At 62.0% G+C, this 23,300-nt stretch carries 23 protein-coding genes and 1 pseudogene; 11 read left to right on the forward strand and 13 right to left on the reverse strand.

The window, feature by feature from the left end:
• Positions 1–53 precede the first annotated feature (53 nt).
• Positions 54–2,600: an endonuclease MutS2 gene (locus Q363_RS01500; RefSeq protein ID WP_051978201.1), complete on the forward strand. Its 2,547-nt coding sequence runs from the start codon at positions 54–56 to the stop codon at positions 2,598–2,600.
• 56 nt (positions 2,601–2,656) lie between these two features.
• On the opposite strand, the gene Q363_RS01505 is transcribed toward Q363_RS01500, so the two are convergent.
• Positions 2,657–4,243 (reverse strand): tannase/feruloyl esterase family alpha/beta hydrolase, encoded by a 1,587-nt coding sequence (locus Q363_RS01505; protein WP_169746904.1) that lies wholly within the window; start codon positions 4,241–4,243, stop codon positions 2,657–2,659.
• Positions 4,244–4,333: 90 nt separating this feature from the next.
• Here Q363_RS01505 and Q363_RS01510 point away from each other — a divergent pair, with 90 nt between their 5' ends.
• On the forward strand, positions 4,334–5,056 hold the full coding sequence (locus tag Q363_RS01510; protein WP_084079823.1) for a M15 family metallopeptidase: 723 nt from the start codon (positions 4,334–4,336) through the stop codon (positions 5,054–5,056).
• A gap of 4 nt (positions 5,057–5,060) precedes the next feature.
• On the opposite strand, the gene Q363_RS01515 is transcribed toward Q363_RS01510, so the two are convergent.
• The 4 genes from Q363_RS01515 to Q363_RS01530 form a co-directional block, all read right to left on the reverse strand.
• Positions 5,061–5,852, reverse strand: coding sequence for a L,D-transpeptidase family protein (locus tag Q363_RS01515; RefSeq protein ID WP_051978206.1), 792 nt, complete (start codon positions 5,850–5,852; stop codon positions 5,061–5,063).
• A gap of 34 nt (positions 5,853–5,886) precedes the next feature.
• A complete protein-coding gene (locus Q363_RS35540; protein ID WP_051978208.1) occupies positions 5,887–6,900 on the reverse strand; it encodes a hypothetical protein in 1,014 nt (337 codons plus the stop codon).
• Positions 6,901–6,902: 2 nt separating this feature from the next.
• On the reverse strand, positions 6,903–7,301 hold the full coding sequence (locus Q363_RS01525; protein ID WP_051978210.1) for a PadR family transcriptional regulator: 399 nt from the start codon (positions 7,299–7,301) through the stop codon (positions 6,903–6,905).
• Between the two features lie 177 nt (positions 7,302–7,478).
• A complete protein-coding gene (locus tag Q363_RS01530) occupies positions 7,479–8,657 on the reverse strand; it encodes an acyltransferase family protein (RefSeq protein ID WP_035347693.1) in 1,179 nt (392 codons plus the stop codon).
• Positions 8,658–8,710: 53 nt separating this feature from the next.
• Here Q363_RS01530 and Q363_RS01535 point away from each other — a divergent pair, with 53 nt between their 5' ends.
• Together Q363_RS01535 and thpR are read left to right on the forward strand one after the other, a co-directional pair.
• Positions 8,711–9,193, forward strand: coding sequence for an NUDIX hydrolase (locus Q363_RS01535; RefSeq protein ID WP_035347272.1), 483 nt, complete (start codon positions 8,711–8,713; stop codon positions 9,191–9,193).
• Complete coding sequence (gene thpR, locus Q363_RS01540; protein ID WP_051978215.1) at positions 9,190–9,747, forward strand: RNA 2',3'-cyclic phosphodiesterase; 558 nt, start codon at positions 9,190–9,192, stop codon at positions 9,745–9,747. The genes Q363_RS01535 and thpR overlap by 4 nt, the downstream gene beginning before the upstream one ends.
• A gap of 83 nt (positions 9,748–9,830) precedes the next feature.
• Here thpR and Q363_RS01545 read toward each other — a convergent pair whose 3' ends face one another.
• From Q363_RS01545 to Q363_RS01555, 3 genes and pseudogenes are all read right to left on the reverse strand, one after another.
• The gene (locus Q363_RS01545; protein WP_035347273.1) at positions 9,831–10,286 is read right to left on the reverse strand and encodes a PA2169 family four-helix-bundle protein; all 456 of its coding nucleotides are present in this window, start codon (positions 10,284–10,286) and stop codon (positions 9,831–9,833) included.
• A gap of 165 nt (positions 10,287–10,451) precedes the next feature.
• Positions 10,452–11,012, reverse strand: a complete 561-nt coding sequence (locus Q363_RS01550) for a ferritin-like domain-containing protein (protein ID WP_035347275.1) — start codon at positions 11,010–11,012, stop codon at positions 10,452–10,454.
• 188 nt (positions 11,013–11,200) lie between these two features.
• A pseudogene (locus Q363_RS01555) lies at positions 11,201–11,617 on the reverse strand (GyrI-like domain-containing protein); the annotation flags it as partial.
• A gap of 396 nt (positions 11,618–12,013) precedes the next feature.
• On the opposite strand from Q363_RS01555, the gene Q363_RS01560 reads away from it, so the two are divergent.
• The 3 genes from Q363_RS01560 to Q363_RS35545 all read left to right on the forward strand — a co-directional run bounded on the left by Q363_RS01560 (position 12,014) and on the right by Q363_RS35545 (position 14,128).
• Positions 12,014–12,445 carry an HPP family protein gene (locus Q363_RS01560; RefSeq protein WP_051978216.1) on the forward strand — a complete coding sequence of 144 codons (432 nt, stop codon included), beginning with the start codon at positions 12,014–12,016 and terminating at the stop codon, positions 12,443–12,445.
• Positions 12,446–12,955: 510 nt separating this feature from the next.
• Positions 12,956–13,513, forward strand: coding sequence for a TetR/AcrR family transcriptional regulator (locus tag Q363_RS01565; RefSeq protein WP_051978218.1), 558 nt, complete (start codon positions 12,956–12,958; stop codon positions 13,511–13,513).
• Between the two features lie 108 nt (positions 13,514–13,621).
• Entirely contained in the window at positions 13,622–14,128 is a 507-nt protein-coding gene (locus tag Q363_RS35545) for a cupin domain-containing protein (protein WP_051978219.1), read from the forward strand.
• A gap of 341 nt (positions 14,129–14,469) precedes the next feature.
• On the opposite strand, the gene dnaN is transcribed toward Q363_RS35545, so the two are convergent.
• Positions 14,470–15,624, reverse strand: a complete 1,155-nt coding sequence (gene dnaN, locus Q363_RS01575) for a DNA polymerase III subunit beta (protein WP_035347699.1) — start codon at positions 15,622–15,624, stop codon at positions 14,470–14,472.
• Between the two features lie 713 nt (positions 15,625–16,337).
• Between dnaN and Q363_RS01580 the strand changes: the two genes are divergently transcribed.
• Positions 16,338–16,979 (forward strand): NAD(P)-dependent oxidoreductase, encoded by a 642-nt coding sequence (locus tag Q363_RS01580; protein WP_051978221.1) that lies wholly within the window; start codon positions 16,338–16,340, stop codon positions 16,977–16,979.
• Positions 16,980–17,006: 27 nt separating this feature from the next.
• On the opposite strand, the gene Q363_RS01585 is transcribed toward Q363_RS01580, so the two are convergent.
• Entirely contained in the window at positions 17,007–18,524 is a 1,518-nt protein-coding gene (locus Q363_RS01585) for a glycoside hydrolase family 32 protein (RefSeq protein ID WP_157466462.1), read from the reverse strand.
• A gap of 74 nt (positions 18,525–18,598) precedes the next feature.
• Here Q363_RS01585 and Q363_RS01590 point away from each other — a divergent pair, with 74 nt between their 5' ends.
• Positions 18,599–19,192 (forward strand): hypothetical protein, encoded by a 594-nt coding sequence (locus tag Q363_RS01590; RefSeq protein ID WP_035347277.1) that lies wholly within the window; start codon positions 18,599–18,601, stop codon positions 19,190–19,192.
• Between the two features lie 3 nt (positions 19,193–19,195).
• Here Q363_RS01590 and Q363_RS01595 read toward each other — a convergent pair whose 3' ends face one another.
• A complete protein-coding gene (locus tag Q363_RS01595) occupies positions 19,196–19,741 on the reverse strand; it encodes a DUF3617 domain-containing protein (RefSeq protein WP_035347279.1) in 546 nt (181 codons plus the stop codon).
• 174 nt (positions 19,742–19,915) lie between these two features.
• Positions 19,916–20,599 (reverse strand): RNA polymerase sigma factor, encoded by a 684-nt coding sequence (locus Q363_RS01600; protein WP_064742579.1) that lies wholly within the window; start codon positions 20,597–20,599, stop codon positions 19,916–19,918.
• A gap of 133 nt (positions 20,600–20,732) precedes the next feature.
• Between Q363_RS01600 and Q363_RS01605 the strand changes: the two genes are divergently transcribed.
• Together Q363_RS01605 and Q363_RS01610 are read left to right on the forward strand one after the other, a co-directional pair.
• On the forward strand, positions 20,733–21,173 hold the full coding sequence (locus Q363_RS01605; RefSeq protein WP_035347280.1) for a hypothetical protein: 441 nt from the start codon (positions 20,733–20,735) through the stop codon (positions 21,171–21,173).
• Between the two features lie 42 nt (positions 21,174–21,215).
• The gene (locus tag Q363_RS01610; protein WP_035347282.1) at positions 21,216–21,557 is read left to right on the forward strand and encodes a hypothetical protein; all 342 of its coding nucleotides are present in this window, start codon (positions 21,216–21,218) and stop codon (positions 21,555–21,557) included.
• Between the two features lie 82 nt (positions 21,558–21,639).
• Here the strand turns inward: Q363_RS01610 and dnaA are convergent, their stop codons facing one another.
• Positions 21,640–23,073: a chromosomal replication initiator protein DnaA gene (dnaA, locus tag Q363_RS01615; protein WP_035347283.1), complete on the reverse strand. Its 1,434-nt coding sequence runs from the start codon at positions 23,071–23,073 to the stop codon at positions 21,640–21,642.
• Positions 23,074–23,300 lie beyond the last annotated feature (227 nt).

Raw genomic sequence — 23,300 nt, forward strand, 5'->3', positions numbered from 1 at the left:
GCAGCTACGCACGCCGCCTGCGGCGGGTTCCATGCGCGATTACGATAATAGACGTGCCCTCGCTCGAATTAGTCCCACGGATTCCGTCGCCTCTCGCCGAAGCCAGCTCCGCCGCGCTGGAGTGGCCGCGCCTGCGCGACTCCCTCGCCGGGCGCACCTTTTCGCCGCTCGGCCGCGCGTGGGTGCTGGTGCTCGAACCCTCCGCCGATCAGGCCTGGATCGACGCGCAACACCAGCGCACAGAAGAGATGCGCGCGCTCTACGCCTCCGGCGGCAGCTTCGACTTCCACGGCCTCTTCGACCCCACCACGCTACTCGAGAAGGCGCGCATCGAGGGCTCGGCTCTGGAAGCATTGGAGATCCTCTCACTCATCACCGTCGTCGAGCGCATCAACGCGTGGCGCGGCCTGATCGTCCCGCAGGGCGGCACGCAGCCGCGCGACTGGCCCGGCATCGCCGCGCTCTCGCTCCCCATTCGCGACTCCGACCTGACGCCGCTGCTGCGCCAGCTTCGCGGCAAGATCGAGCCCGACGGCTCGCTCTCCGACGACGCCTCGCCCGAGCTACGCCGCATTCGCCGCGCCATGGAGCACCAGCGCCGCGCCATCGAAGAGAGCCTGCGCCGCTCGCTCGCGCGCCTCTCCGCCGAGGGCAGCACCCAGGACGCCGTCATCACCATCCGCGGCGACCGCTTCGTCATCCCCGTGCGCGCCGAGTTCAAACGCAAGGTTCCGGGCGTCGTGCACGGCTCGTCCTCATCCGGCCAGACCGTCTTCGTCGAGCCGCTCGAGACGATCGAGCAGAACAACGAGCTCGTGCGCCTGCTCGACGAGGAGCAGTCGGAGATCCACCGCATCCTCGTCGCCATGACGCGTGCGCTCGCCGCCGATACACCGACGATCCTCGCGGGTGCGGCGATCCTCGCGGAGATCGAATCCCACGCCGCCCGCGCGCGCTTCGCCAATGACCTCCGCTGCACCCGCCCCGTCTTCACCGGCACAAATGCGGGTGCCCCACGTCTCGATTCTGAGACGTGGGTTTCGCAGGATGCCTCCGCAGGCACACACCTCTCTCTGACTTCGGCGCGTCACCCACTACTCGAGCTTCGCATGATCGCCGAAGCGCGCGCCGAAGGCACGGAGGCGAAGTCCCCAGTCCCGCTCACTGTTGCCCTCACCAACGACGCGCGGCAGCTCATCATCAGCGGCCCGAACACCGGCGGCAAGACCGTCTCGCTCAAGACCATCGGCCTCCTCTCCCTGATGGCGCAGGCCGGAGTTCCCGTGCCTGCTGAAGAGGCGCGGCTGCCGCTCTTCACCGGCATCTTCGCCGACATCGGCGACGCGCAGTCGATCGAGCGCAACCTCTCGAGCTTCTCCGCGCACGTCGTCAACCTCGACCGCATCTCGCGCGAGGCCACCTCGTCGTCGCTCGTGCTGCTCGACGAACTCGGCTCCGCCACCGACCCCGAGGAGGGCGCAGCACTCGCGGTCGCCGTGGCGCAGCACTTCCTTCGCGCCCGCGTCTGGAGCTGCATCACCACGCACCTCACCTCGCTGAAGGTCTACGCCGCGAACAACCCCGGCGTTTTGAATGCCGCCGTCGGGTTCGACCAGGAGACCCTGACCCCGACCTACCAGCTTCGCCTCGGCGTACCCGGCGCCTCCGCCGGCCTCAACATCGCCTCGCGTCTCGGCCTCTCGCCCGAGATCATCGCCGCGGCCCGCACACAGCTCTCCACCCAGACCGCCGACATCGCCGCCTTCCTCGACAGCCTGCACCAGCAGCTCACCGCGGTTGCCGAGGAACGCGAGTCCCTGAAGCAGCGCGAGCATGAACTATCTCGAGCAAAGATCCAGCTCGACCTCGAAGGCCGCGCCGAGGTCAAGGCGCGCACCAAGGAGCTCGAGAAGAAGCTGGAATCACTCATCAACGATTTCGAGTACCAGCTGCGCGAGTCCGTGAGGGCAATCGACGACAAGGCCGTCGCGAAGAAGATCGCGCGCGACTCTGCCACCACGCTCGCCCGCGCACGGCGCGAGTTTGGCGAGCAGTTCAAATCTACCGTCGTCGCGCACATGACCGGCGCTGACAAAAACGACCCCAACGCGCAGCCGCACATCGTCAAAGGCGCAGGAGTCGGCGACCTCGTCAAACTGAAGTCGCTGGGCCGACAGGCGCGCGTCGAACGCGTGATCGACGCAAAGACCTTCGAGGTCTCCATCGGCCCGATGAAGATGAAGGTCCCGATCGACGACATCGCCGAGGTCGAACAAGTGAAGGTGGTCACGCCGCTCGAAGCAGCACGCAAGCGCGGAGGCGTCACCGTCTCGACCGCCGAAGATCCCGACTACATGTCGTCGGAGATCAACGTCATCGGCCGCACCGCCGACGAGGCCCACGACGAGGTGGCCCGCTTCCTCGACCGCGCCTTCCTCGCCGGCCTGCCGCGCATCCGCATCGTGCACGGCACCGGCATGGGCGTGCTTCGCCGCACGCTGCGCGACTACCTGCGCAGCCACCCGCACGTCGCCAACATCACCGAGCCACCACAGAACCAGGGCGGACAAGGTGCCACTGAGGTCGAGCTACGGCAGTGATCTTTGAGCTGCGCTTCGCGTCAAAGGCGCGACTGAAGTGGAACGACGGCAGTAATCTAACGCCTGAACACTACTTTCGCCCCCGACTGCGGCACCCGACATACAAAGCTCGCTGCATCCGTCGTGCTCCCCTTGCCGGCATACACTGCCATCTGTGGATACGGGCACAGCGGGCGCGTGCGATCCACGTGTCCCTGAGCCTTGTGCGAAGCCACGATCCTCTCCGGCGCCTCATCTTTTTCCACCCAGCGCTCCATCGCCAAGACTGCGTCGAACGTATCCGGCCCCGGACCTCCGCCGCAGTGCTGCATCCCCGGCACCAGGAACAGGCGCGCGAACTCCGGCGTCTTCGCTCCCGTGATCCCCACCACCTGGCGGTAGTAGTGGATCGTGTTCAACGCCGAGATATCCGGGTCGCTGAGCCCGTGATAAAGAATCAGCCTGCCGCGGCGGCGCGCGAACGGCCGCAGGTCAGCGTCCACTGCGTCGAGCGCCGGGGCCAGCTTTGATAGAGCTGCCTTATCGCGGTCATAATCAAAATTCATAGCGTCGTACTTCGCATTGCCCATCACCATGTAGCGGAAGAAGCCATCTGCGGCCTTCCAGTGCGTCGCCTGAAACGGCGCCGAGCCCGTCACCCACGACGACCACCCTCCCGAGCCAGCCTCGCCGCCCGGAAGCAGTCCGGGAAAGATCAGCCTGCCTTCGTCGTCCTTCATCCCCGCCCATATCTTCCTCACCGCCTCCACCTGCTTCGGCGTGTAGCAGTTCACCGGGTCCTCGCCTTCCCTGCACGCCAGCACCGCAGGATCGACGTGGCACGCCATCGGATCATCCAGAACTCCATCGGCAAACCCATCGCTGGCGTCGCAGGCACGGTTCACCGCATCGGCCAGCAGCTTCACCTTCGCCGGAGGAATGTAGCTCTCCGGATCCTTCAACGTGGACTGCGCGTAGTAGAGGTGCGCGCCGGCGTAGAGGCTCGTCCAGTTGTACGCCGGGTCTCCCGCAACGATGCCGTCGAAGTCTGCCGGATACCGCTGCGCCTCCATCAGCCCCTGTCCGCCGCCCTTCGAGCAGCCCACGTAGTACGAGTGCTCCTGCGGCCTGCCATAGAACGCCGCAACGATCTGCTTGCCATGCGCTGTCGTCAGGTGCAGTGCCCGGTGTCCGAAGTCCTCCACCAGTCCGGGCTCGCCGAGCGACCAGCTGGAATCGAAGCCCTGGCCCGGGATCGCCACATGGCCTGTGTTCGTGCTCGCCGTCGCGTTCCCCCGTCGCAGCGCATTCAGCATCGCGCCGTAGGGGATCGTTCCCGCCATGCCGCCGTTGCCCACCACCTCAAACCGTCCGGTCCACTTCGCGAGCGGCAGCCACACCTCGAAGCTCACGGCTGGCTTCGACACCCCGGCGACGCGGCAGAACGCCGGTTGGTTGCGAACAGCATTCGCCGCGCCCGGCGGAATCCACGAGCCCGCCTCCACTACCGCCGCTGACTCGATCGTCGTCTCGTCGAGGCGAACCGCAGTGAGCTTCGCGCACTCGCTCGTCCGGCCCTGGCCCATCGCATGCGCCGCGCCCGCCGCCAGCAACATTGCACCCAGCACCCAACGTCCCGGCCTCATCCCCCAGCGCGCCTTCATCGTCCTCCCATGCATTGGGGTCGATTGTAGCGTCCCTCTCCCGCAACGCCAGAGCCTTGTTTCGCCGCCATGTTGCGATAGGCTTGCAGTATGCCCAAGCCAGGACTCTGCGGCCTTCTTTTGTCCATCGCGCTCGTCTGCACCGCTGGCGCCCAACAGGTAAGCTTCCACATCACGCCGCTGCAGCCCGTCGCCGAGCTGCGTACCGCCGCGCTCAAGGCAGAGCCGCCGCACGAGCAGGGAAGCTTCCGCCCCTCAGACCTCGTCGAGGTGGTGAAGCTCGACCCCACCATCAAGCTCGACATCCGCTACGCCACCACAAACAACTTCCTCGGCACGCCGGTCTACACCCAGGCGCGGGCCTTCCTGCAGCGCCCCGCCGCCGAGGCCGTCGTTCGCGCTAATCAAAGCCTGAAGGCGCATGGATACGGACTTATCCTGCACGACGGCTACCGCCCCTGGTACATCACGAAGATCTTCTGGGACGCCACGCCGGACCCTCAGAAGATCTTTGTCGCCGATCCCGCGGAAGGCTCGAAGCACAACCGCGGCTGTGCCATCGACCTCTCGCTCTACGATCTGAAGACCGGCCAAGAGGTGGTGATGCCCAGCGGGTACGACGAGATGACCGATCGCGCCTACGCCGACTACCCCGGCGGAAGCGCCGACGAGCGCGCCCGGCGAGCGCTTCTTCGCCAGGCGATGGAAGAGCAGGGCTTCGCCGTGATCCCCCACGAGTGGTGGCACTTCGACTACAAGGACTGGAGAGAGTACGGCATCCAGAACCTCCGCTTCGAAGACCTTGGCAAGTAGCAGCTCAACGACCAGGCACACCTGGTAGGGTCACGATCAGCGGCAACTTCCACTGTTTCATCACCTGCGCAAACTCGCCTGCCGTCAGTTGCACCAGCAGAGGCCTGCGCTTTGGATCGAGCCATCGCAACAGCACCTCAAGCTCAGCCGGGGCCATCGCAGTACATCCTGCAGTGCCGTGTCCTGCTCCCTGCCAGATATGAAGAAAGATGCACGACCCTCCTCCCTGTACCGGTTGCTTCGACTGCGGCCCCGCGATCCCGTTGTGGTCCACAACGATGCCCCAGCGATAGGCTTCCCCCGTATTGCGCATGTGCTCCGAGCTTTTCCAGTCAGGCCTGACGGTCGATCGATCCACGATGCGGTTGTAGTACTTCGAGCCCGTATCGTCGACACACTCCACCGTCGAAGTCAGCTCCAGGTAAGGCATCTTCGATCCGTTCAGCGGGCCGGAAGCGTAGCCAAAGGCAGTGCCCAGTTGAAACACTCCCGCGGGGGACTTGCCATCGCCCTCTCGTTTCACTGGATCATCAGGCCTGCGGTCAGCCGCGACTGCAGCCACTCCTGACCCCCAGCCCAGGCCATGCCTCCCGACCACGATAGCGATTGAGTCCCCTACCGGCTGCCACGCCTCGCGTGTTGAAGCCCGCTCGTAACGCTGCAGCCTCCCGTCGACCGCATCCCACGCCGCAGTCGTCACTACGATCATCTGGGTAGACTGCGCGGCCACGTCGTTTGCCTTCGCATAACTGATTCCGGAGGTCATCGCAATCATGGCGCAGCACACCGCAAGCATCGCTCTCATACGAGGCAGTGTAAGCTACCGGACCTCATCGCACGGGTGCGTAGCCCACGTCGCGGTGCTGGCCCGCGGTGATCTCCTTCCACAGATCCCACAGGAACTTCACCACCGAGATGGCCAGCGCGACCTTGAAGGCGAAGGTGATGCCCGCGTTGATCCCCGCCAGCGACCGCAGGTTCTCCGCCGAGATCTCCGTCCCCGCCACAAAGAACGTCCGGACCTGCACCATCACCACCAGGATCAGGATCCCCATCGCATTCACCGCCAGTTTCAGCCAGCCGCGCACGCGCCGCAGAGAAGGCAGCAGAATTGCAATCTTCAACGGCAGCATCGCGATCAGCAGCCCCACGATCTGCCAGTAGAAGACGTGCCACTCCGGAGTCAGCCCGAACGGCGTCCCGTTCACCACCTTCGCGCCCGGCCCGATGATCAGGTACGGATGATTCGGCACCGCGAGCAGCCAGACCACGATCAACACGCTCACGATCAGGTCCGCCACGCCGTTCGCCAGCGAGTGCTTCTTCTGCCCCGGCTCCAGCTCCGGAAGATCGCGCACGGTCCACCTCGGCAGCATCAGCTTCGGGACGTAACTGCCCTGCGCGTACTCGAAGACCGCGAAGCCCAGCGTGATTACGCCCCAGAACGTCAGCGCAACCGCCGGGAAGTGAGCAGCCGCGGCCCCGATCCTCTGCCCCAGGTCCTGCCCCGAGCCCGACTGCACAATCGCCGCCACCAGTTGCACTACAGAGTACGCCGCCAGCACCAGCGGAAAGCTGCGCTTCAGCGTGTACGAGTAGAAGGGAAACAGCTGCGGACCGATGAGGAAGTGCTGCGGCCCGTAGCGCGCCGCCACCAGCACTGGCATTCCGTGCGCCTCCAGCACCTGGGCCACCTCGGCCTCGGTCAGCGGACGGCCTGCGGCGTCCTCGCGGCCTTCAATCTCCGCCTCAAGATTGGCCCTCAGCTCGGCCAGCGTGTCGGCGCGGCCGCGCACCGGAAGATGCTCTCCAACTGCCTGCAGATAACGCTCCAGAAGCTCCATCGCTATCTCTCCTTATCGACCTTCTCCCCTTGCACGATCCTGCCCAGCGAGTCGTTGATCCCGTTCCACTCCGCCAGCAGAAGCCCCAGAATTCGCTCGCCCTCCGCAGAGAGCCGGTAGAAGCGCTTGTTGCGCCGCTCCTCCTCGCGCCACTCGCTGGTCAGCAGCCCCTGGGTCTCCAGACGGCGCAGCAGCGGGTACAGCGTGCTCTCCTCGATCTCCAGTCCCGCCTCGGCCAGCGACTTGCGCAGCGTATAGCCGTAGTGCTCTGCCCGCAGCTGCGCCAGCACCGCCAGCACCAGGCAGCCGCGTCGCAGCTCCAGCCGCAGCGAGTCAAACAGCTCGCCGCCAGCCTGTCCACCGCCCGCTCCGTTCACGCCGTCTTTGATCGCTGGTCCCATACACTGTACGAAACATACTGTATGACAAACAGTGTACGGCGTCAAGTATAGGCCCCATTTTTTCTTTCAAGCCTTGCAAGCCTATTGGAACCAGTGCGATAGCCGCCTACCAAAGGAAATGCGCCGCGGCCGTGGGAGGGTCCCACTTCAACAGATCATCGTCTCAGGAGGAATAGCTCAGCTCGCCTCCTCCACAGCCACTCCAAGCTTCGTCGGCCCATCGCTGTCCCGTTTGCGAAGCCAGAGATTCATCGGCTCCGCGTACAGCCTTGCGAGGATCCATCCCACAACGCCAGCGCAGACGATCACAGCCGCAAACAGCAAGGGCACACCGCGCATCGGCTTACCCGCACGCACGAAGACTGCGAACAGCCCCAGCACCACAAACATGTGGGTCAGGTATATCTCGTAGCTCAACTGTCCCAGAGCGAGCAGCGGACCAAGCACTCGTGGCGAGCGCCACCCGGACTGTGCAGCCGTCGCGATCACAAGGCAAGTACCCACAGCAAGCACACTCATGTCCAGCCCGTTACGCCCCAGTCCCCGCGCATTGGCCTTGATCGAAAAGCAAAGAATAAAGATCAGCAGCCCCGATCCCAGCGCAGCGCAGACCGCGATCCAGCGCTTCGACAGTTTCGTGCTCCCCAAAGCGATCGCCGTCAGGCAGCCCATCGCGATCGCATCCATGCCTCCCATGTAGGAGTACTCCCGCCAAACAGGATTCGGATTGAAGGCGATTGCCCGCGCAAAGGGCCCGGCGATCACGAACGCCAGGAGCACAGGAACCAGAAACCGCGTGCGCTTTGAGAGTAAAGCGGCCAGCGGAAAGAAGAGATAAAACATCTCCTCCACCGAGAGCGACCACAGAATGTCCCAGTTGCCAGGAAGATAGCCGCGCGTCGCCTCCAGCACGTTGATGCGGAACGTCAACGCCGCAAGCACCGCATGCCACAGTCCACCCACCTTCTGCGAGACGACGTACCCCTGGGCGCCCACTATATGTAGCGTCAGGAGCACAACCAGCAGAAGCAGCATCAGCGGAGCGATGCGCGCAAAGCGCAGCGTGTAGAACTCCTTCGCCGACACTTTGTCAGGAAAGCTCCAACGCCGCATGCTCGTTGAGGTGATCAGGTAGCCGGAAACCGCAAAGAAAATCTGGACGCCATACTGCCCGTTCCACACCAGCGACGACGTAAGCTGCGGTGGCAGGCCCTTCGTGTATGGAACCCTCGCGAGCAACAGCCGCATGTTGACGTGATTCATCAACACGAAGAAGATCGATAGTCCACGCAGCAGGTCAATACCATCGATGCGTGTCCAGCTGCGCCCCGCGACACCCGTTTCTGTCAAAGCCACCCATGCAGTATCCGGCATGGCACGCGCCGCATCAATCTTTTGAAGGAGTACCCATGCCGAAGCAGAGCGCAGGCCTGTTGATGTACCGCCACCGCAACGCCGCCCTCGAGGTCTTCCTCGTCCACCCCGGCGGCCCCTTTTGGGCGAAGAAGGATCTCGGCGCATGGACCATTCCCAAGGGCGAGTACACCGCCGGCGAGCCGCCCCTCGACGCCGCGCGGCGTGAGTTCACCGAGGAGACCGGCTTCCCCGCGCAGGGAAACTTTCTTGAGCTCGGAACGATCAAACAGGCAGGCGGAAAGCTCGTCTCTGTCTGGGCCTTCGAGGGCGACTGCGACCCCACCGCGCTCGTCAGCGGCACCTTCCAGATGGAGTGGCCGCCGCGCTCTGGCCGCCGGGCCGAGTTCCCCGAGGTCGATCGCGGCGCCTGGTTCTCGCTCACTGAAGCGCGCACACGCATCCTCGAGAGTCAGCAGCCCGTGCTCGATCTCCTCCTCGACAGACTCTCCGCAGCGGAGCCGGAGAACGTCTCATGAGCATGCGTCTCTTCGTGGGTATCGCCCTGGCGCCCGCCGTCATCGACGAGCTCTCGCGCATGACTGCGAAGCTCCGCCACGCCGACGACGGACTGCGCTGGTCCGCCCCGGAGTCATGGCACATCACGCTGCAGTTCCTCGGCGCGAGTGATCGCAACGCGTATGAGTGCGTGATCGCCCGGCTCGGCGAGATTCATCTCCCGCCCTTCACCGTGCGCCTCGACGCTCCCGGCGTCTTCGAGCGCGCCGGAGTCTTCTTCGTGGGCGTGCATCCCTCGCCGGAGCTCACCGCGCTCGAGCGCCACGTCGTCGCAGCCACCACGCTCTGCGGCTTCACGCCCGAGACGCGGCCCTACCATCCGCACATCACTCTGGCGCGCACAAAAGGAAGAAGCGGCAACAACGCACTTCGCGGCCTGAAGACAAGGCTGTCCTCAGCGCCCCGGTTCACGCCATCTTCTGTGGACGAATTTCTCCTCTACGAGAGCAAACCCACCGCAACCGGCTCGGTCTACGAGGTTCGCGAGCGATTCAGGCTCTCATCTCCCACCTGAACAACAGCACACGAGCACCTGAACAACACGAGAAAGGCCCGGCGACGAGCGCCGGGCCTTCTTCAACTCCTCTGTGATGCGGACTATGCCGCGGTAGAATCGCGCATCGCCCTTACCTTGTCGTGCGATTCGAGGATGTGCGTCTGTTGCTGGCGAAGCATGGACTGAATCGGTGCGGGAACATCCTTCATCCTGAGCACCTCTTCGTACGCCTTCTTGGCGGCGTCCTCGCCCTGCTCTGCCGTCTCCAGCAGCGTGTGATCGCTGCCTCCCATCTTCGCCTTCAGCTCGCCCCATGCGCGAAGGAGCGACCCTGACGTTGTGCCACCTTCCGCCACCTTCTTGCCGGTTGCGGAGCTCAACGCGGACTCCAGCTCCGACGCAAACTTCCTGCGAGTCGCCGACTCCTCAATGAAGAACGACTTGGCGCGCGAATCCTTTAGCTGTTCGCCCAACGACTGAAACCCTTTCTCGCCGTCGTGGAGTACCTCAATCACGGTACGAACTGCCTTCTGCTCAAAAACCTGCTCAAAAGCCATAAAACACCTCACTAGATAAGTGGGATGGCCGTTTTCTCTCAACGGTTGCGCCCGAACATGGTTGCCTGCGAAAGCGCAAAAGCCGCATAAAATGCGGCCTTTTCCCGGATTCCAAGGCCCAGCCATCTTCTTGAAAAGGTAAGACATGGCCTCGCGGCCTCGTCTTCAACGCGAGACGCGATGCGCGGATCTCCTGGCGACGGTCTTCGTAGCGCGGCCAGCGGGCTCCGCCTCCTCCTCTTCGCCCTCGCTCGCGGCCTCTTCCAGCAGAGGCTCGGCCTGCGCCTGGACCTTCTGCCCCGCCGCTTCTTCTTCCTCCAGCGACTCCGACAGCAGCGAGACAATCTCGTCCTGCCCCAGCGACTTCGCAACCGCAATCGCTGCCGTGTAGCCCGCGATCTCGTAGTGCTCCACCCTCAGAGCCGCGCCCGCGATGCAGACGTCCTTCGCGGCACCCTCTTCGTCGCTCTGCAATTGCGCCTCGCCCTCTTTCACCAGGCCCTCCATGCCCTTGCACACCTCGCCCGAAGGCTTCTTACCCAGCTGCTCGAAGATATGTTTCAGCCGGTCTACCTGCCCCCTGGTCTCTTCCAGATGCGTTGTGATCAGGTCCTTCAGCTTCGGGCTCGACACGCCCTTCGCCATCTTGGGAAGCGCCTTTACCAGTTGATTCTCGGCGCTATACAAATCTCTCAGCTCGTCCACCAGAACAGTTTGCAGACTCATCGCAGTTATCTCCTCTATGTCTCTGTCGCGTGCGTTCTCCCTTCTTTCGCGGGGTGAATGATAGGAGGCAAATCGCCGCGCTGCGGTTGGCCGCCCGCGCATCGTCGAGCGAAATTCGGCGGTAGAAAGCGCACGAAGCGAGGCCCGGCTTATCGACCGGCCTTTCTGGGTTTTGACATTACAGATGCCTAGGCCAGCGGGCGGTTCAACTCCGTGCGCCACTCCTCCGGCCGCGCGCTCGACTCCGAACCAACAAGATAGCGCTCCCACAGATCCTCGCGAGTCTCCAGCTTGTTCGCCTCGATCCACACAATGAACTCGCCCCACGCCGCCGGAAGCCCTGTGTAGTCGCCGCTGTACACCGAGCGCACCACCGTTGCCGGCGGGAGCGAGCCCATCTCCACGCGCCCCTCCGGCCTCACGTCCTCGTTCACCGGAAAGCATATGCGATAGTCGAAGGTCGCCGTGGGGCGACGAAGGTGATGCGTAAACCACGGCCCCGTCGGCGCAACCCCCTGAGCCTTCAGCGCCGCAGTCAGCTCAGCGAGCCCAGCGTGCATGGCCTCTGCGATCTCCGCACGCGGAACCGTGACGTGGATGAACGCGAACTTCTGACCAGTTGCTTGGAACGATCTCCGGTGTCGTGATCACAAGTCCTCCGTGGTTGTTTGATCTGGAAATTAGCATTCCCGTCGGGAAAAGACAAAGGCTCGGCTGGATGCTGAGCCTTTCGTTTTGGGCTGAAACTTGGTGGCCTGCTGCTAGAAGGAATATGTAATTTATTCAGCTCTTCCGCAATTGCTACGCTGACGTTTCAGAGATGTCCCCACACAGAGCCTATGCGAACTAAGACCGATCGCGACAGAGGAAGACCTATTGGTCCCTAGTCGGCAGCGATGAAGAGTTTGTGGAGTCGGAGAAGCTGTTGGGCAAGGGCGAGGGCGGAAAGAACGAGGACGACGAATACTTCGACCTGCTGCCCAATATCTAGCGAGGTGCGGATGGCAGGTGAGCGATTGGCGGTCGAGGAGCAGGCGCGGCATGTTCTGGAACTGGTGGAGCGGCTGCGGTTGACGTGGCTGTTGGACCATCTGCCGGCGCGCCTGGTGTGGTCGGCGTATATGTTCCTCAACGGGTTCATGACGATCGCTCTGCTTGCCCTGTTGAGCGTGGCGACGAGGACACCGTTTGTCTTTCCATCACTGGGGCCGACAGCTTATCTGTTCTTCTTTACACCGCTGGGGGAGTCGTCGAGCCCACGGAATGCTGTACTTGGACACACGATCGGTCTGGTCTGCGGATACGGGGCATACATCGTGACTGGGTCACACGGCTTCGGAGGGAGCGCGCTCCAGCAAGCCCACTGGCCGGAGGTCCTGGCAGCTGCACTGTCGCTGGCGTCAACGGGAGCACTGATGGTGTTCTACGGGTAAGCCATCCGCCGGCGGGAGCAACGACTATGATTGTGTCGCTCGGGATTCTCGCGAAGGTGGAGTGTATCTAGTGGTGATTGAAGTAGCAGTGGTTCTGCTGACCGTGCAGGCGTTTGTTATTAATCGGCTGGCAGGGCTGAGGTATCCGATATGGGCGAACAAGGTTGTGGGAGAACCCCTCAAACCGCGTGATTCACTCTGAGGTCGCGAATAACCTCGCTCTGTCACCTCAGCCGGTATGTGACGACAGCCTCCGGGCGAAGTCGAGGAAGACGAGTGCGGCGATGGCCGCATATCTGGAAAAGGTAATTTCTTGCAAAATCCGGGAGATCAATGCAGGGACTAGACTAGACCTTTCGTTTTAGGTACCGGGAAGTGCCGACCCGGCACCCGGCGATCAATTCCGCAAAGGCCATATTGATATAGGGAATGTACTTTCCCTATAATAGCTGGATGGCAGCATCTTCATCCACAGCATCCAGGGACCGGGGTCGTCCACGCGAGTTCGACATGAAAACAGCGCTCGCCAAGTCTGTGCGCGTCTTTCGCGAACGGGGTTACCATGCGACCTCGATTGCCAATCTGACGGAGGCCATGGAACTAGCCTCAGGCAGTGTTTACAAAGCATTCAAGGATAAACGTGCGGTTTTTCTGGCCGCTTTCGATCACGAAGCGACGATGCGTTGGGAAAAATTGCGGCCGATCATCAGTGCGGCCAAGTCCGGCCGGGATCGCATACACGCTGCGTTGATCTTTTGTGCCGAATCTTCGCATGGCATAGAAGGCAAACGAGGATGCCTTATCGTCGGCACAGCAGCGGAATTGGCCACCTTCGACAGCGAGATCGCGCAGCGGGTGACAGCGGCGCTTCACAGGCAGGAAATGCTCCTGGTCGACTTAATTCGTCAGGGTCAGGCAGACGGTTCCATCCCGGCCACCATTGACAGCAACGCGACAGCTCGCCTGATGCTATGCCTGCTGCAGGGCATGCGAGTTGCCGGAAAGACCGGACGGAGTCGCGCCGATATGACGGCAGTAGCCGATGCCGCGATGAAGTTACTGAGCTAAAAATTTTTAGCGAATTAGGGAATAGACATTCCCTTAACAGGGTTAAACCTACGTCGCATTTAAGCGATGGATTTAGCCAATCAACATACCGTGGAAAAGGAAGTACACATGCCAGAAGTTCAAGCCCTCATTCAAAAAGCCCCGTCCATCAAACATCAGCCACTATCCAAACGCTATTACTTCGATGTCGGCTTGGGTTCCGTATGCTTAACGGGAGCAGACACTGGAGGAGCATACTGCCTCCTGGAGGTAAGTCTCGCGCCGGGCATAGGTGTGCCTCGCCACATCCATACGCGTGAAGATGAAACGTACTATGTAACCTCGGGAGAGTTGGAGGTCATCGTCGGAGAAGAGGTTTTTGTTCTCAAGGCAGGTGATACTCTTATGGCCCCGCGCGACATCCCTCACGAACTACGTAATTCTGGCAATGTCACGAATCACTATCTCCTCGTATTTTCGCCCTCCGGGTTCGAGGAATTTGTGATGGCGACGGCTCTTCCCGCACCGGACAATGCGGTTGCTCCAACCGAACGGCAACTTCACGTTGAGGACCCTGCGATTGCCATTCAGAATGTCCATCGACTCGCCACCGACTATGGAATTATTTTCTGCTGATTGATAGATCATGCAAATGCCAGCCCTACAGATTCGCCCGGTCGTCCCAATTTAGCCATGGAAGACAGAGCGAGGAGGGAAGGCTATAAACCAGCCTTCCCTCCGAGGGTACCTGCGTTCGCGAAGAAGGCGAACACCTCTTCTCTGGGCCGGGGGATGAACAGCGTCGTAGGTGGTAGGGCATGTCGCCTCACGCCGCTTCTGTACCGCGTTTTGCGCGATTACTAACCCACGCCATGAGACTGCATGAAATGGATATGCAGCGTTATAACTAAATCAACCATAACTTGGCCAGATGGCCAAATTATGGTTGATTTTGCACTTCGCCGTGCGCGCAGCACTCATATTCTCATCGGCATCAGGATGTAGCGGTACTTCACATCTTCGTTGCCGTCCTCGGGACGCATCTGCCCAGCCGACTGCGCGTCCTTGAACTCCAGCCGAACCTCGCCCGTGTTCCCAATCGCCTTCAGGAAGTCCAGCAGGTACTGGCTATTGAACCCGACCACCAGAGGATCGTAGTTGTACGGCGTCTCGATCGAGTCCTCCGACTCGCCCGCGTCCGTTGACGACGACGACAGCTTCAGCTCGTTCTGCTCCAGACGAATCTTGATCGCGCCCGAGCGCTCATCCGCAAACTGTGCCACGCGCTGGATCGAACCCATCAGATCCTCCGAGCGCACGATCACAAACTTGTTGTTGTCGCGTGGAAGCACGGCCTCGTAGTTCGGGAACTGCCCCGTAAGCTTGCGGCTGGTCAGTACGCGTCCGCCCACGCGGAAGAACAGCGTCTGGTCGTCGTCCGCGAAGTCCAGCGTCTCCGCGTCCGTATTCGCCAGCAGGCCCGAGAGCTCGCCCAGCGCCTTGCGCGGAATCAGCGTCTTCTTCTCGCCCTGCACGCCGTCCAGCTGCTCGCCCATCTTCTCGATGTGCGCCAGGCGATGGCCGTCGGTCGCCACCATCGCCATCGACTCGGCCTTCAGCACCAGCAGCGCGCCGTTCAACGTGTAGCGGCTCTCTTCGTTCGAGATCGCGAAGATCGTCTTCAAGACCATGTTCTTCAGCGACGACACCTGAATCTTCACCGCGCCGGCGGCCGGAAACTCTGGCACCTGCGGGAAGTTCGCCCGCGCCATGCCGACCATCTTCGTATTCGACCGGCCTGCGCGAATCTGCACCCAGTGGTTGTCCATCAGCTTGATGGAGATGTCGCCCTCGGGCAGCAGCTTGATGTAGTCGTACAGCTTGCGCGCCGGAATCGTGCACGCTCCGGCCTTCTTCACCTTCGCCGTGCAGCTGGTGCGCAGCGACTGATCGAGGTCCGTCGCCGTGATCGTCAGCTTGCCGTCTTCGGTCGCCTCGAAGAGAAAGTTCGAAAGGATCGGGATCGTCGTCTTGCGCTCGACGACGGACTGCGCCGCCGTCAGCTCACGCAGAAGCTCCGCACGCGAGACGCTGATCTCGAGGTTGCCCGTAGGCGCTGCGTTTGCGGTCATCTCGGAATCGTGGGTAGCGGTCGTCACAGTCACTCTCTCCCGTCGCTGGCTCGAAAAAGCCTAAGGTCGACTCTATTTGGTTTCGCTGCTGGCCAAACTGTACACCGAATCCGGGCTGCCATGCACTCGGAAGCAGTGTCGGGCCGGGGTGCATCTGCCGCCCCTGCCTGATTCTAGGGCGTTGTCCGCACGCCGCGCGACACAATTCTTTGTGGAAACCTCGCCGTTTGTGTTGACTGCACAGCAGTTCAGGTGGGGGCACGAAATACACAAAGCCAGGCCAGCCACGAAAGCCCCGGGGCGAAGCGAAACAAAGGCGGGGCGCGAGAGGCTTCTAAGAAGAAAGAATGATTTAAAGACAAATACTCGTAGCCGTAATCGTTGGCTGCTGAAAAGTGGATAACTATCCTATCCTCTTTGCCATCATCGACTTCCACTCGTGTCCTGTTTTAGAAAACCCGTCCCCGCAAAAAGCAAGACGCGGAAGAGCTGTTCACAACTCCCCGCTCCGTCCCGCGTTATCCCACTTCTTCACAGCCCACCCCGCCTCATCGCTGAGAAGACTCACGCCACTTCGTGGGAATAGCCGCCAAATAAAACCGAATCAGCCACTTGACCGCCCCTCTTTTTTCACACCTTCCGCCAGCGGCGGAGGATAATCAGTCCCGAATCTGAAACCGCCCAGAAGACCGGTCGGGAAGGAGGACACGCTCATGCACATCGCCATCTTCGGTGCCAGCGGAGCCACCGGCCGTCTCCTCACCGACCACTCGCTTGAGGCTGGCCACACCGTAACCGCGCTCGTCCGCTCGCCGGCATCCTTCCCCTTCCGCGATCGCGTTACCGTCGTCCAGGGCAACGCCTTCGATCCCGCCGCTGTCGCGCTCACCGTAGATGGCGCCCAGGTCGTCTTCTCCGCGCTTGGTGCGAAATCCCCCCTCCGCAACGAGAACGTTCTGCCCCGCGCCGTGCCGCTCATCATCGAAGCGATGCGACATGCCGGCGTCCGCCGCATCATCGTCCTCGGGGCCGCGGGCGCCCGCCCCGACGCCCTCCGCAATCAGCCGGCCTGGCGCCGCTGGGTTATCCAGAGCCTCATCTTCAACACCGTGCTCAAATGGCCCATCCACGATCAGATCGTGCAGCTCAACCTGCTCTCCGCCAGCGGCCTCGACTGGACCATGGTCCTGCCCCCCAGGCTCACCAACGGTCCCGCGCACGGCATCTGTCGCATCGACGCCGACGCCCTGCCCCGCCTCGGCTCCAGCATCTCCCGCAGCGACGTCGCCGACTTCATGTTCCAGCAGATCGCCAACTCCGAGTGGATCGGAAAGAGCGTGTACCTCAGCGACTGAGCCTCTGATTTCTGACGCTCCGGACGTCTACCAGATCGACCGGAGCGTCCAAACCTCGCCCTTCACTGCCGGCTTCTCTCCATCCCGCGCGAAGAACACGACCCTGGTCCGCGGAGAGCGAGGGAAGACAAGGTTCGTCATCGCGATCGTCCCATCCTGCGCGAACGCCTCGACCGACGACCGATCCACGATCAGGTGCAGATCGTACAGCCGGTCTTTACTGAGAGGCGCATCTGTCTTCACCGGAAACTCCGGCGCTACCGCCTCGCCCGCGTGCATGCGGTCCATGTAGAAGACGCGCGTCACGGGGTCGAAGCCGATCTCGGTCCAGTGCTCCTCGTCGCTGTACAGCTTCACCCCGAACGCCGTCTGGGCCTTCGGATCAAAATGCAGCACCATCTCGAACGGAGCCTCGCGCACGATCTCCGCCGCCGAGACGACCCCCGCATGCGCGCCCCGCAGCTGAGCGATCACCGGCTCCTGCCGCAGCGCCACACCCGCAGCATCGCGAACGTACGAGAGCCTGCGCGGCACGCTCATCTGCCCCCGCCACGGCGACGTCGGCAGCTTCGCCGCATACTGCCAGTTGCTCATCCAGCCCAGCAGCATAGGCTTCGCGCCCGCCGGAAGGTTATTGAAGCTGATCGCGCAGTAGTCATCCTTCCCGTAGTTCGTCCACCCATGGGCTCCGCTCTCTGTACCTACATTGAAGCGCGTTCCATCAAAGCTGCCGACAAAGTACTGCTCGCCCGATCCGCCCTGCAACGCTCCCGGATTCAGCCCCACCTTCATCACCCACACCTCTGCGCCGCCCTTCTTCTCCGGAGGAACCCGCACCAGGTCCGGACACTCCCAGTCTCCCGACACGGCGCCCATCGGCCCGAACTCGCTCATCTGCGTCCATTGCTTCAGGTCAGGCGAACGGTACAGCCGCACCTTGTGCTCCAGCGGCAGCGCCACCGCCATCACCCAGTGGCCCTTCTTATCCGACCCGCCCTTCTCGTCCCAAAACACGCTCGGATCGCGGAAGTCCGACATATGCAGGTCGAGCACAGGATTCCCCTCGTACCGCGTCCACGTCCTCCCTGCGTCGCGGCTGTACGCCAGGTTCTGATTCTGCAGCGTGCGCTTCTCATCCTTGCGATAGCCGGTGTACACCGCGACCATGCACTCCGTGCCCGCCGCGCACAGCCCGCTCGAGTTCGCATGATCCACCACAACGCTTCCGGTGAAGACCATCTCGCCGGCCTTCTCCGGAATCGCCACTGGAAGCTCGCGCCAGTGCAGGAGATCCGTGCTCACCGCATGCCCCCAGCTCATGTGCCCCCACACATCGCCGAACGGGTTGTACTGAAAGAAGAGATGGTACTCGCCGCGAAAGTAAACGAGGCCATTCGGGTCGTTGGTCCAGTTCTCGCGCGGTGAGAAGTGCACTTGCGGACGATACGGCTGATCGTACCCGGCCCTCTGCGCACCGGCCAGCAGCGCACCGAAACCCGCAACCAGCAACACCATCGACCGAATCATCGCAGGATCATCGCTCATCCATCCCGGCGCTTACAAGCGCGATAAACTGCCGAAGGGCCGAAGATAAAACGGCAACGGAGACCGGACAGACGATGAAACGCCTCGCCACGCTCGCACTTCTCGCAGCAACGACAGCTTTTGCCCAGCGCCCCGCCGTGCCCACCGCTCCCACGCAGCCGCCTCCGTCACCCCTCAAAGGCTCGCTCGCCGGTCACCCCTCCTGGCCCGCCGCGAAGCCCGAGGACGTGCGCTCCATCGACGCCATCGTCGCCGCGCTCTACGACGTCATCTCCGGCCCCAAGGGCCAGCAGCGCGACTGGGACCGCATGCGCTCCCTCTTCCTGCCCGACGCACGCCTGATCCCCTCGCGGCTCGACCGCGACACCCACCGCGCCGACGCCATCATTCTCTCCATCGACGGCTACATCGAGCGCTCCAGCCCCACCATGTCCGCCAACGGCTTCTTCGAGCGCGGCCTTCACAACCAGGTCCAGCAGTTCGGCAACATCGCCCACGTCTGGAGCACCTACGAGTCGCGCCACGCCTCCACCGACCCGCAGCCCTTCGCCCGCGGCATCAACAGCATTCAACTGCTCAAGAGCGGCGACCGCTACTACATCGTCCAGGTCCTCTGGGACAGCGAGACTCCCGCCTCGCCCATCCCCGCCGAGTACCTGCCGAAGTAGCCGCTACTTCATGATCATCTTCGGCGTGTCCGGCGAGATGCCTTTGCAGTCCGCGCCTTGGTACGTGTTGTCGAACGTGACGTCCACCACGATCGGCTGCGGCTGACTCTGCGCCATCATCTCCATGTGCATCGTCCCGTGCACCTTCTCCGTGCTCAGGAAGTTCACCTGCACGTGGCCCTTTCCGGTCCCACCACGCACCGAATCGCACACCATGTCGGCCGACATGCTGCTCGAGTCCTGCTTCAGGTTCTCCACCTTGCAGCCCTCGCGATCCTGCTGCAGCTTCGTGAACATCTCCTTCCACTTCTCCGCCGTCAGGCACGACTCCGTCTCAATAGTCCGCGGCTCCGAGCCCGGCACAGGCTTCCCCATCGCCTTCAGCTTCTCGAGGACCTCCGGAGGAAGCTGAAGCCCGGTCAGCTTCGTCACCGTCGTCCCCGACCACAGCCCCATCTTCACCGGAGGAGCACTCGGCGCCTGAGCCACACACGGCGCCATCATCACGGCGGTCATCGCAAAGCTCGCACACCATCTCTTCACAGCCATCTATCCCTCCGATTCAGTAGGTAGAGACCCACGGGCAATGCCAAGTATCCTCCTCGCATGACGGCTTGCGCAAATGAGTTTTCGCACACAAAGAAGATGAAATGAGGTTGGTGCCGCGTATTGATGCGCAGACGATTCCCTCTTGAGCGGTTGTATCTGTCGATGCAATAGAGCTTAGAGCGACGACTTCAATCGCGCGAAGACTGCCATCACGACGCGATCACAACGTTCTCCCATGAACGGAAAGGCATTCTTCCCCTGGCTGCCAACGCGCTCGCACAGCCCGGTGCGCATCATGCCATGTCCCCTGTGCAGTCGAATCTTCACGTTCTCCTCCGTGAGATCCAGCGCCGCCGCCGTCTCTGCCGTGCTCATCTCCTCGATATCGCGCAGCATGACCACGCTGCGGTACTGACTCGGAAGCGCAAGGACCGCATCCTCCAACAGCCGGGCAAGCTCGCTCACCGACGCTCTCTGCTCAGGATCAGGCGAAGTCTCCGCAGCATCCATAGAACCCTCTCCGTCTACCTCAATCTCCTCCATTTGCATGGTGCGCCTGCGGCCAGGCAGCCTGCGTAAAGCTTCGTGGACCGCGATGCGCGTCAACCACGTCGAAAAAGAGGAGTGCCCCGCGAACTGGTCAAGATGTTGGTAGGCCCGGACATACGCATCCTGCATCACGTCCTCCGCCTCTGCATCGTCCCGCAGAATCGACCGCGCAACACGGTAGAGCCGTTGGTTGTAGCGGCGCATGAGGATCTCGTACAGCGCAAGATCGCCGGCCAGTACCCGATCGATGACCTCCCGATCGGTCCAACTCTCGGAACGGGCCCGCTCCAGGCTCTCCATAGTCTCCATCGCTCTGCAGATTGTAGAGTGTTTCTGCCGGAAAAGGTTACATCCACGCTGGCGCAAAGCAGGTCAAGTATTTGGGCGGGCTTTGTAACCGAATTCCGCTTGCGCTGCTCTCTTAGGCGGAGGGGTAAATCGAATGGCATACTCCGCAAACGCCACCGATCGCCTGAACATCAGCTGGTGGGCACTCAAGATAGCGCTCGGCGTGGGCCCAATCATCGCCGGCATCGACAAATACTTCAATAAACTCGCCGACTGGGGAATGTACCTTAGCCCACTGGCGACAAAGGCTCTGCCGGTCAGCATACCGACCTTCATGCACGTTGTCGGTCTCATCGAGATTCTCGCCGGCATCATCGTGCTCAGCCGCTGGACGAAGATTGGCGGCTACATCGTCATGGCATGGCTCATCGCGATTGCCATCAACCTCGTCACCACTGGCATGTTCTACGATCTTGCCGTGCGCAATCTCGAGATCGCAGTAGGGGCTTTCGTCCTCGCCCAGCTGACAACAGCTCGCGAGGCGCAGTCTGCGCTTCAAATCAATAGCAACGCGGCTCCACACCTTGCTGCATAGTCCAAAAATGCATCTTCAACCGCTTCAAACGGAGGATCCACGATGAGAAGAATCACTTCAGTCCTCATGCTGGCAGGCCTGTGCGCGATGCCGGCATTCGCATCTGCCGCCAGCTATCAAAACGTGGCGGTCGTCGACGTCAGTTGCTCCAAGAGAGTGGCTGCCGATCCCGATTCACACACACGCGATTGCGCTCTCAAGTGCTCCGGCGACGGTTTCGGGATCATCACTAGTGACCAGAAGTTCCTGAAGTTCGACGCCGAGGGAAATGCCAGGATCACCGAAGCCCTCAAGACCTCCAGCAAAAAAGATCATCTCCGCGTGAATGTAGAAGGAGACGTCCAGGGCGACACATTGAAGGTCACCTCCATCGAACTGCTCTAGCTTCGGTCGCTCTAACTCAAAGAGAAAGGGGGCCGCACCAGGCGGCCCTCACTCCCTACTCCCTATTCCCTACTTCCTGCCTCTAACTCAGCGTCTCCATCAGCTTGTTGATGGTCCGATTGAGGTCCTTGTCCGCCCGCCGCTGCTCGTCGATCTTCGCGATCGAGTGCATCACCGTCGTGTGGTGCTTGCCCCCGAACTGCCTCCCGATCTCCGGCAGGCTCGCCTCCGTGAGCTGCTTGGCCAAATACATCGCAATCTGCCGCGGCACCACGATCTGGCGCGAGTTGTTCTTCTGCTTCAGCTCCGCCACGCGCATCCCGAAGTTCTCGGCGACGGTCCGCTGAATCGTCTCGATCGTGATCTTGCGCACCTGCGTGTCGATGAACTGCTTCAGGCACGTCTGCGCGACCGCCAGCGTAATCTCCACGCCGTGCATCGAGCACCACGCGATCAGCCGCACCAGCGCGCCCTCAAGCTCGCGAACATTCGTGCGAACATTCGAGGCGATGAACAGCGCAACGTCGGTCGGAAGCTGCGTCTGCTCGCTCTCCGCCTTCTTCTGCAGAATCGCGACCTTCGTCTCGAGATCCGGCGGCTGAATGTCGGTGATCAGTCCCCACTCGAAGCGCGACCGCAGACGGTCTTCAAAGTCAGCAAGCTCCTTGGGAGGGCGGTCGCTCGCAATCACGATCTGCTTCATCGACTCGTGCAGAGCGTTGAAGGTGTGGAAGAACTCCTCCTGCGTGCGCTCCTTGCCCGCGAGAAACTGAATGTCGTCGATCAGCAGCACATCCACGTTGCGGAACTTGTCCCGGAAGCTCGTCATCTTCTGGTAGCGCACGCAATCGATCATCTCGTTGGTGAACTTCTCGCCGCTCACGTAGCAGATCGCCGCGTGCGGCTGACGGCGCTTCACCTCGTGGCCGATCGCCTGCATCAGGTGCGTCTTGCCCATGCCCACGCCGCCGTAGAGGAACAGCGGGTTGTACGCCTTGGACGGCCGCTCGGCGACCGCCTGCGCCCCAGCCACGGCAAACTGGTTGCCGCTGCCCACCACGAACGCGTCGAACTGATACTTCGGGTTCAGTTGCGATGCCGTGTTCCAGTCGAACCGCGATTGCTCCGGCATCGGTCCCGCCTGCGCTCCCGTCGTCAGCGTGCCCGGGCGCGTCTGCTTCGGAGCGCTCTGGCTGTGGCTCGGCACCGGCGCAAATCCGCCGTCCTCGCGTACCTTCGGGGCTCTCGGGTCCTGCTCGGGGGTCGTAAACGCCACCGCTTCAATGTCCAGGCCCAGGTTCTCGATCGCCTCCTGGATCAGGTCCGCATACCGGTCCCCGATGTGCTGGAAGTCTGAGGAGGGGATTCGCACAAAGAGCTTCTTGCCCTCTAAGTGAGAGAAGCGCGTCGGCTTCAGCCATGTTTCGTACGACTGGCGATTGATCTTCTTCTCGAGCGCGGCAAGGATGCGAACCCAGTAATTCAACACGGCGGTGGCCGTTGGAACGAATGACATCTCTCTTTTTCCTTCTATCTGTTCCTGTGTTTCCGAAAACCAGCGGTCCGCACACGGTTCTCACTAACTGCTCAAACTAAAAAGTCGAAGCCAGCAAACAGAAGTCCATCCCGCCATTGCAGGCAAGTCGAGACATATCTGTGTCGCTAGAATTCTCTTCACCCGACATCCATCACATGCGTCATGAAGAGGAGTTGCTACAAAAGGCAGAGTGCGGAATTGCTGGA

The organism is Edaphobacter aggregans DSM 19364, assembly GCF_000745965.1.
Lineage (GTDB): Bacteria > Acidobacteriota > Terriglobia > Terriglobales > Acidobacteriaceae > Edaphobacter > Edaphobacter aggregans.

Coding starts and splice junctions, on each gene's coding strand:
- Q363_RS01505 (WP_169746904.1), bottom strand. CDS start 4,243: ATGAAGGCGCGCTGGGGGATGAGGCCGGGACGTTGGGTGCTGGGTGCA.
- Q363_RS01510 (WP_084079823.1), top strand. CDS start 4,334: ATGCCCAAGCCAGGACTCTGCGGCCTTCTTTTGTCCATCGCGCTCGTC.
- Q363_RS01515 (WP_051978206.1), bottom strand. CDS start 5,852: ATGCTTGCGGTGTGCTGCGCCATGATTGCGATGACCTCCGGAATCAGT.
- Q363_RS35540 (WP_051978208.1), bottom strand. CDS start 6,900: ATGGAGCTTCTGGAGCGTTATCTGCAGGCAGTTGGAGAGCATCTTCCG.
- Q363_RS01525 (WP_051978210.1), bottom strand. CDS start 7,301: ATGGGACCAGCGATCAAAGACGGCGTGAACGGAGCGGGCGGTGGACAG.
- Q363_RS01535 (WP_035347272.1), top strand. CDS start 8,711: ATGCCGAAGCAGAGCGCAGGCCTGTTGATGTACCGCCACCGCAACGCC.
- thpR (WP_051978215.1), top strand. CDS start 9,190: ATGAGCATGCGTCTCTTCGTGGGTATCGCCCTGGCGCCCGCCGTCATC.
- Q363_RS01545 (WP_035347273.1), bottom strand. CDS start 10,286: ATGGCTTTTGAGCAGGTTTTTGAGCAGAAGGCAGTTCGTACCGTGATT.
- Q363_RS01550 (WP_035347275.1), bottom strand. CDS start 11,012: ATGAGTCTGCAAACTGTTCTGGTGGACGAGCTGAGAGATTTGTATAGC.
- Q363_RS01560 (WP_051978216.1), top strand. CDS start 12,014: ATGGCAGGTGAGCGATTGGCGGTCGAGGAGCAGGCGCGGCATGTTCTG.
- Q363_RS01565 (WP_051978218.1), top strand. CDS start 12,956: ATGAAAACAGCGCTCGCCAAGTCTGTGCGCGTCTTTCGCGAACGGGGT.
- Q363_RS35545 (WP_051978219.1), top strand. CDS start 13,622: ATGCCAGAAGTTCAAGCCCTCATTCAAAAAGCCCCGTCCATCAAACAT.
- dnaN (WP_035347699.1), bottom strand. CDS start 15,624: ATGACCGCAAACGCAGCGCCTACGGGCAACCTCGAGATCAGCGTCTCG.
- Q363_RS01580 (WP_051978221.1), top strand. CDS start 16,338: ATGCACATCGCCATCTTCGGTGCCAGCGGAGCCACCGGCCGTCTCCTC.
- Q363_RS01585 (WP_157466462.1), bottom strand. CDS start 18,524: ATGAGCGATGATCCTGCGATGATTCGGTCGATGGTGTTGCTGGTTGCG.
- Q363_RS01590 (WP_035347277.1), top strand. CDS start 18,599: ATGAAACGCCTCGCCACGCTCGCACTTCTCGCAGCAACGACAGCTTTT.
- Q363_RS01595 (WP_035347279.1), bottom strand. CDS start 19,741: ATGGCTGTGAAGAGATGGTGTGCGAGCTTTGCGATGACCGCCGTGATG.
- Q363_RS01600 (WP_064742579.1), bottom strand. CDS start 20,599: ATGGAGACTATGGAGAGCCTGGAGCGGGCCCGTTCCGAGAGTTGGACC.
- Q363_RS01605 (WP_035347280.1), top strand. CDS start 20,733: ATGGCATACTCCGCAAACGCCACCGATCGCCTGAACATCAGCTGGTGG.
- Q363_RS01610 (WP_035347282.1), top strand. CDS start 21,216: ATGAGAAGAATCACTTCAGTCCTCATGCTGGCAGGCCTGTGCGCGATG.
- dnaA (WP_035347283.1), bottom strand. CDS start 23,073: ATGTCATTCGTTCCAACGGCCACCGCCGTGTTGAATTACTGGGTTCGC.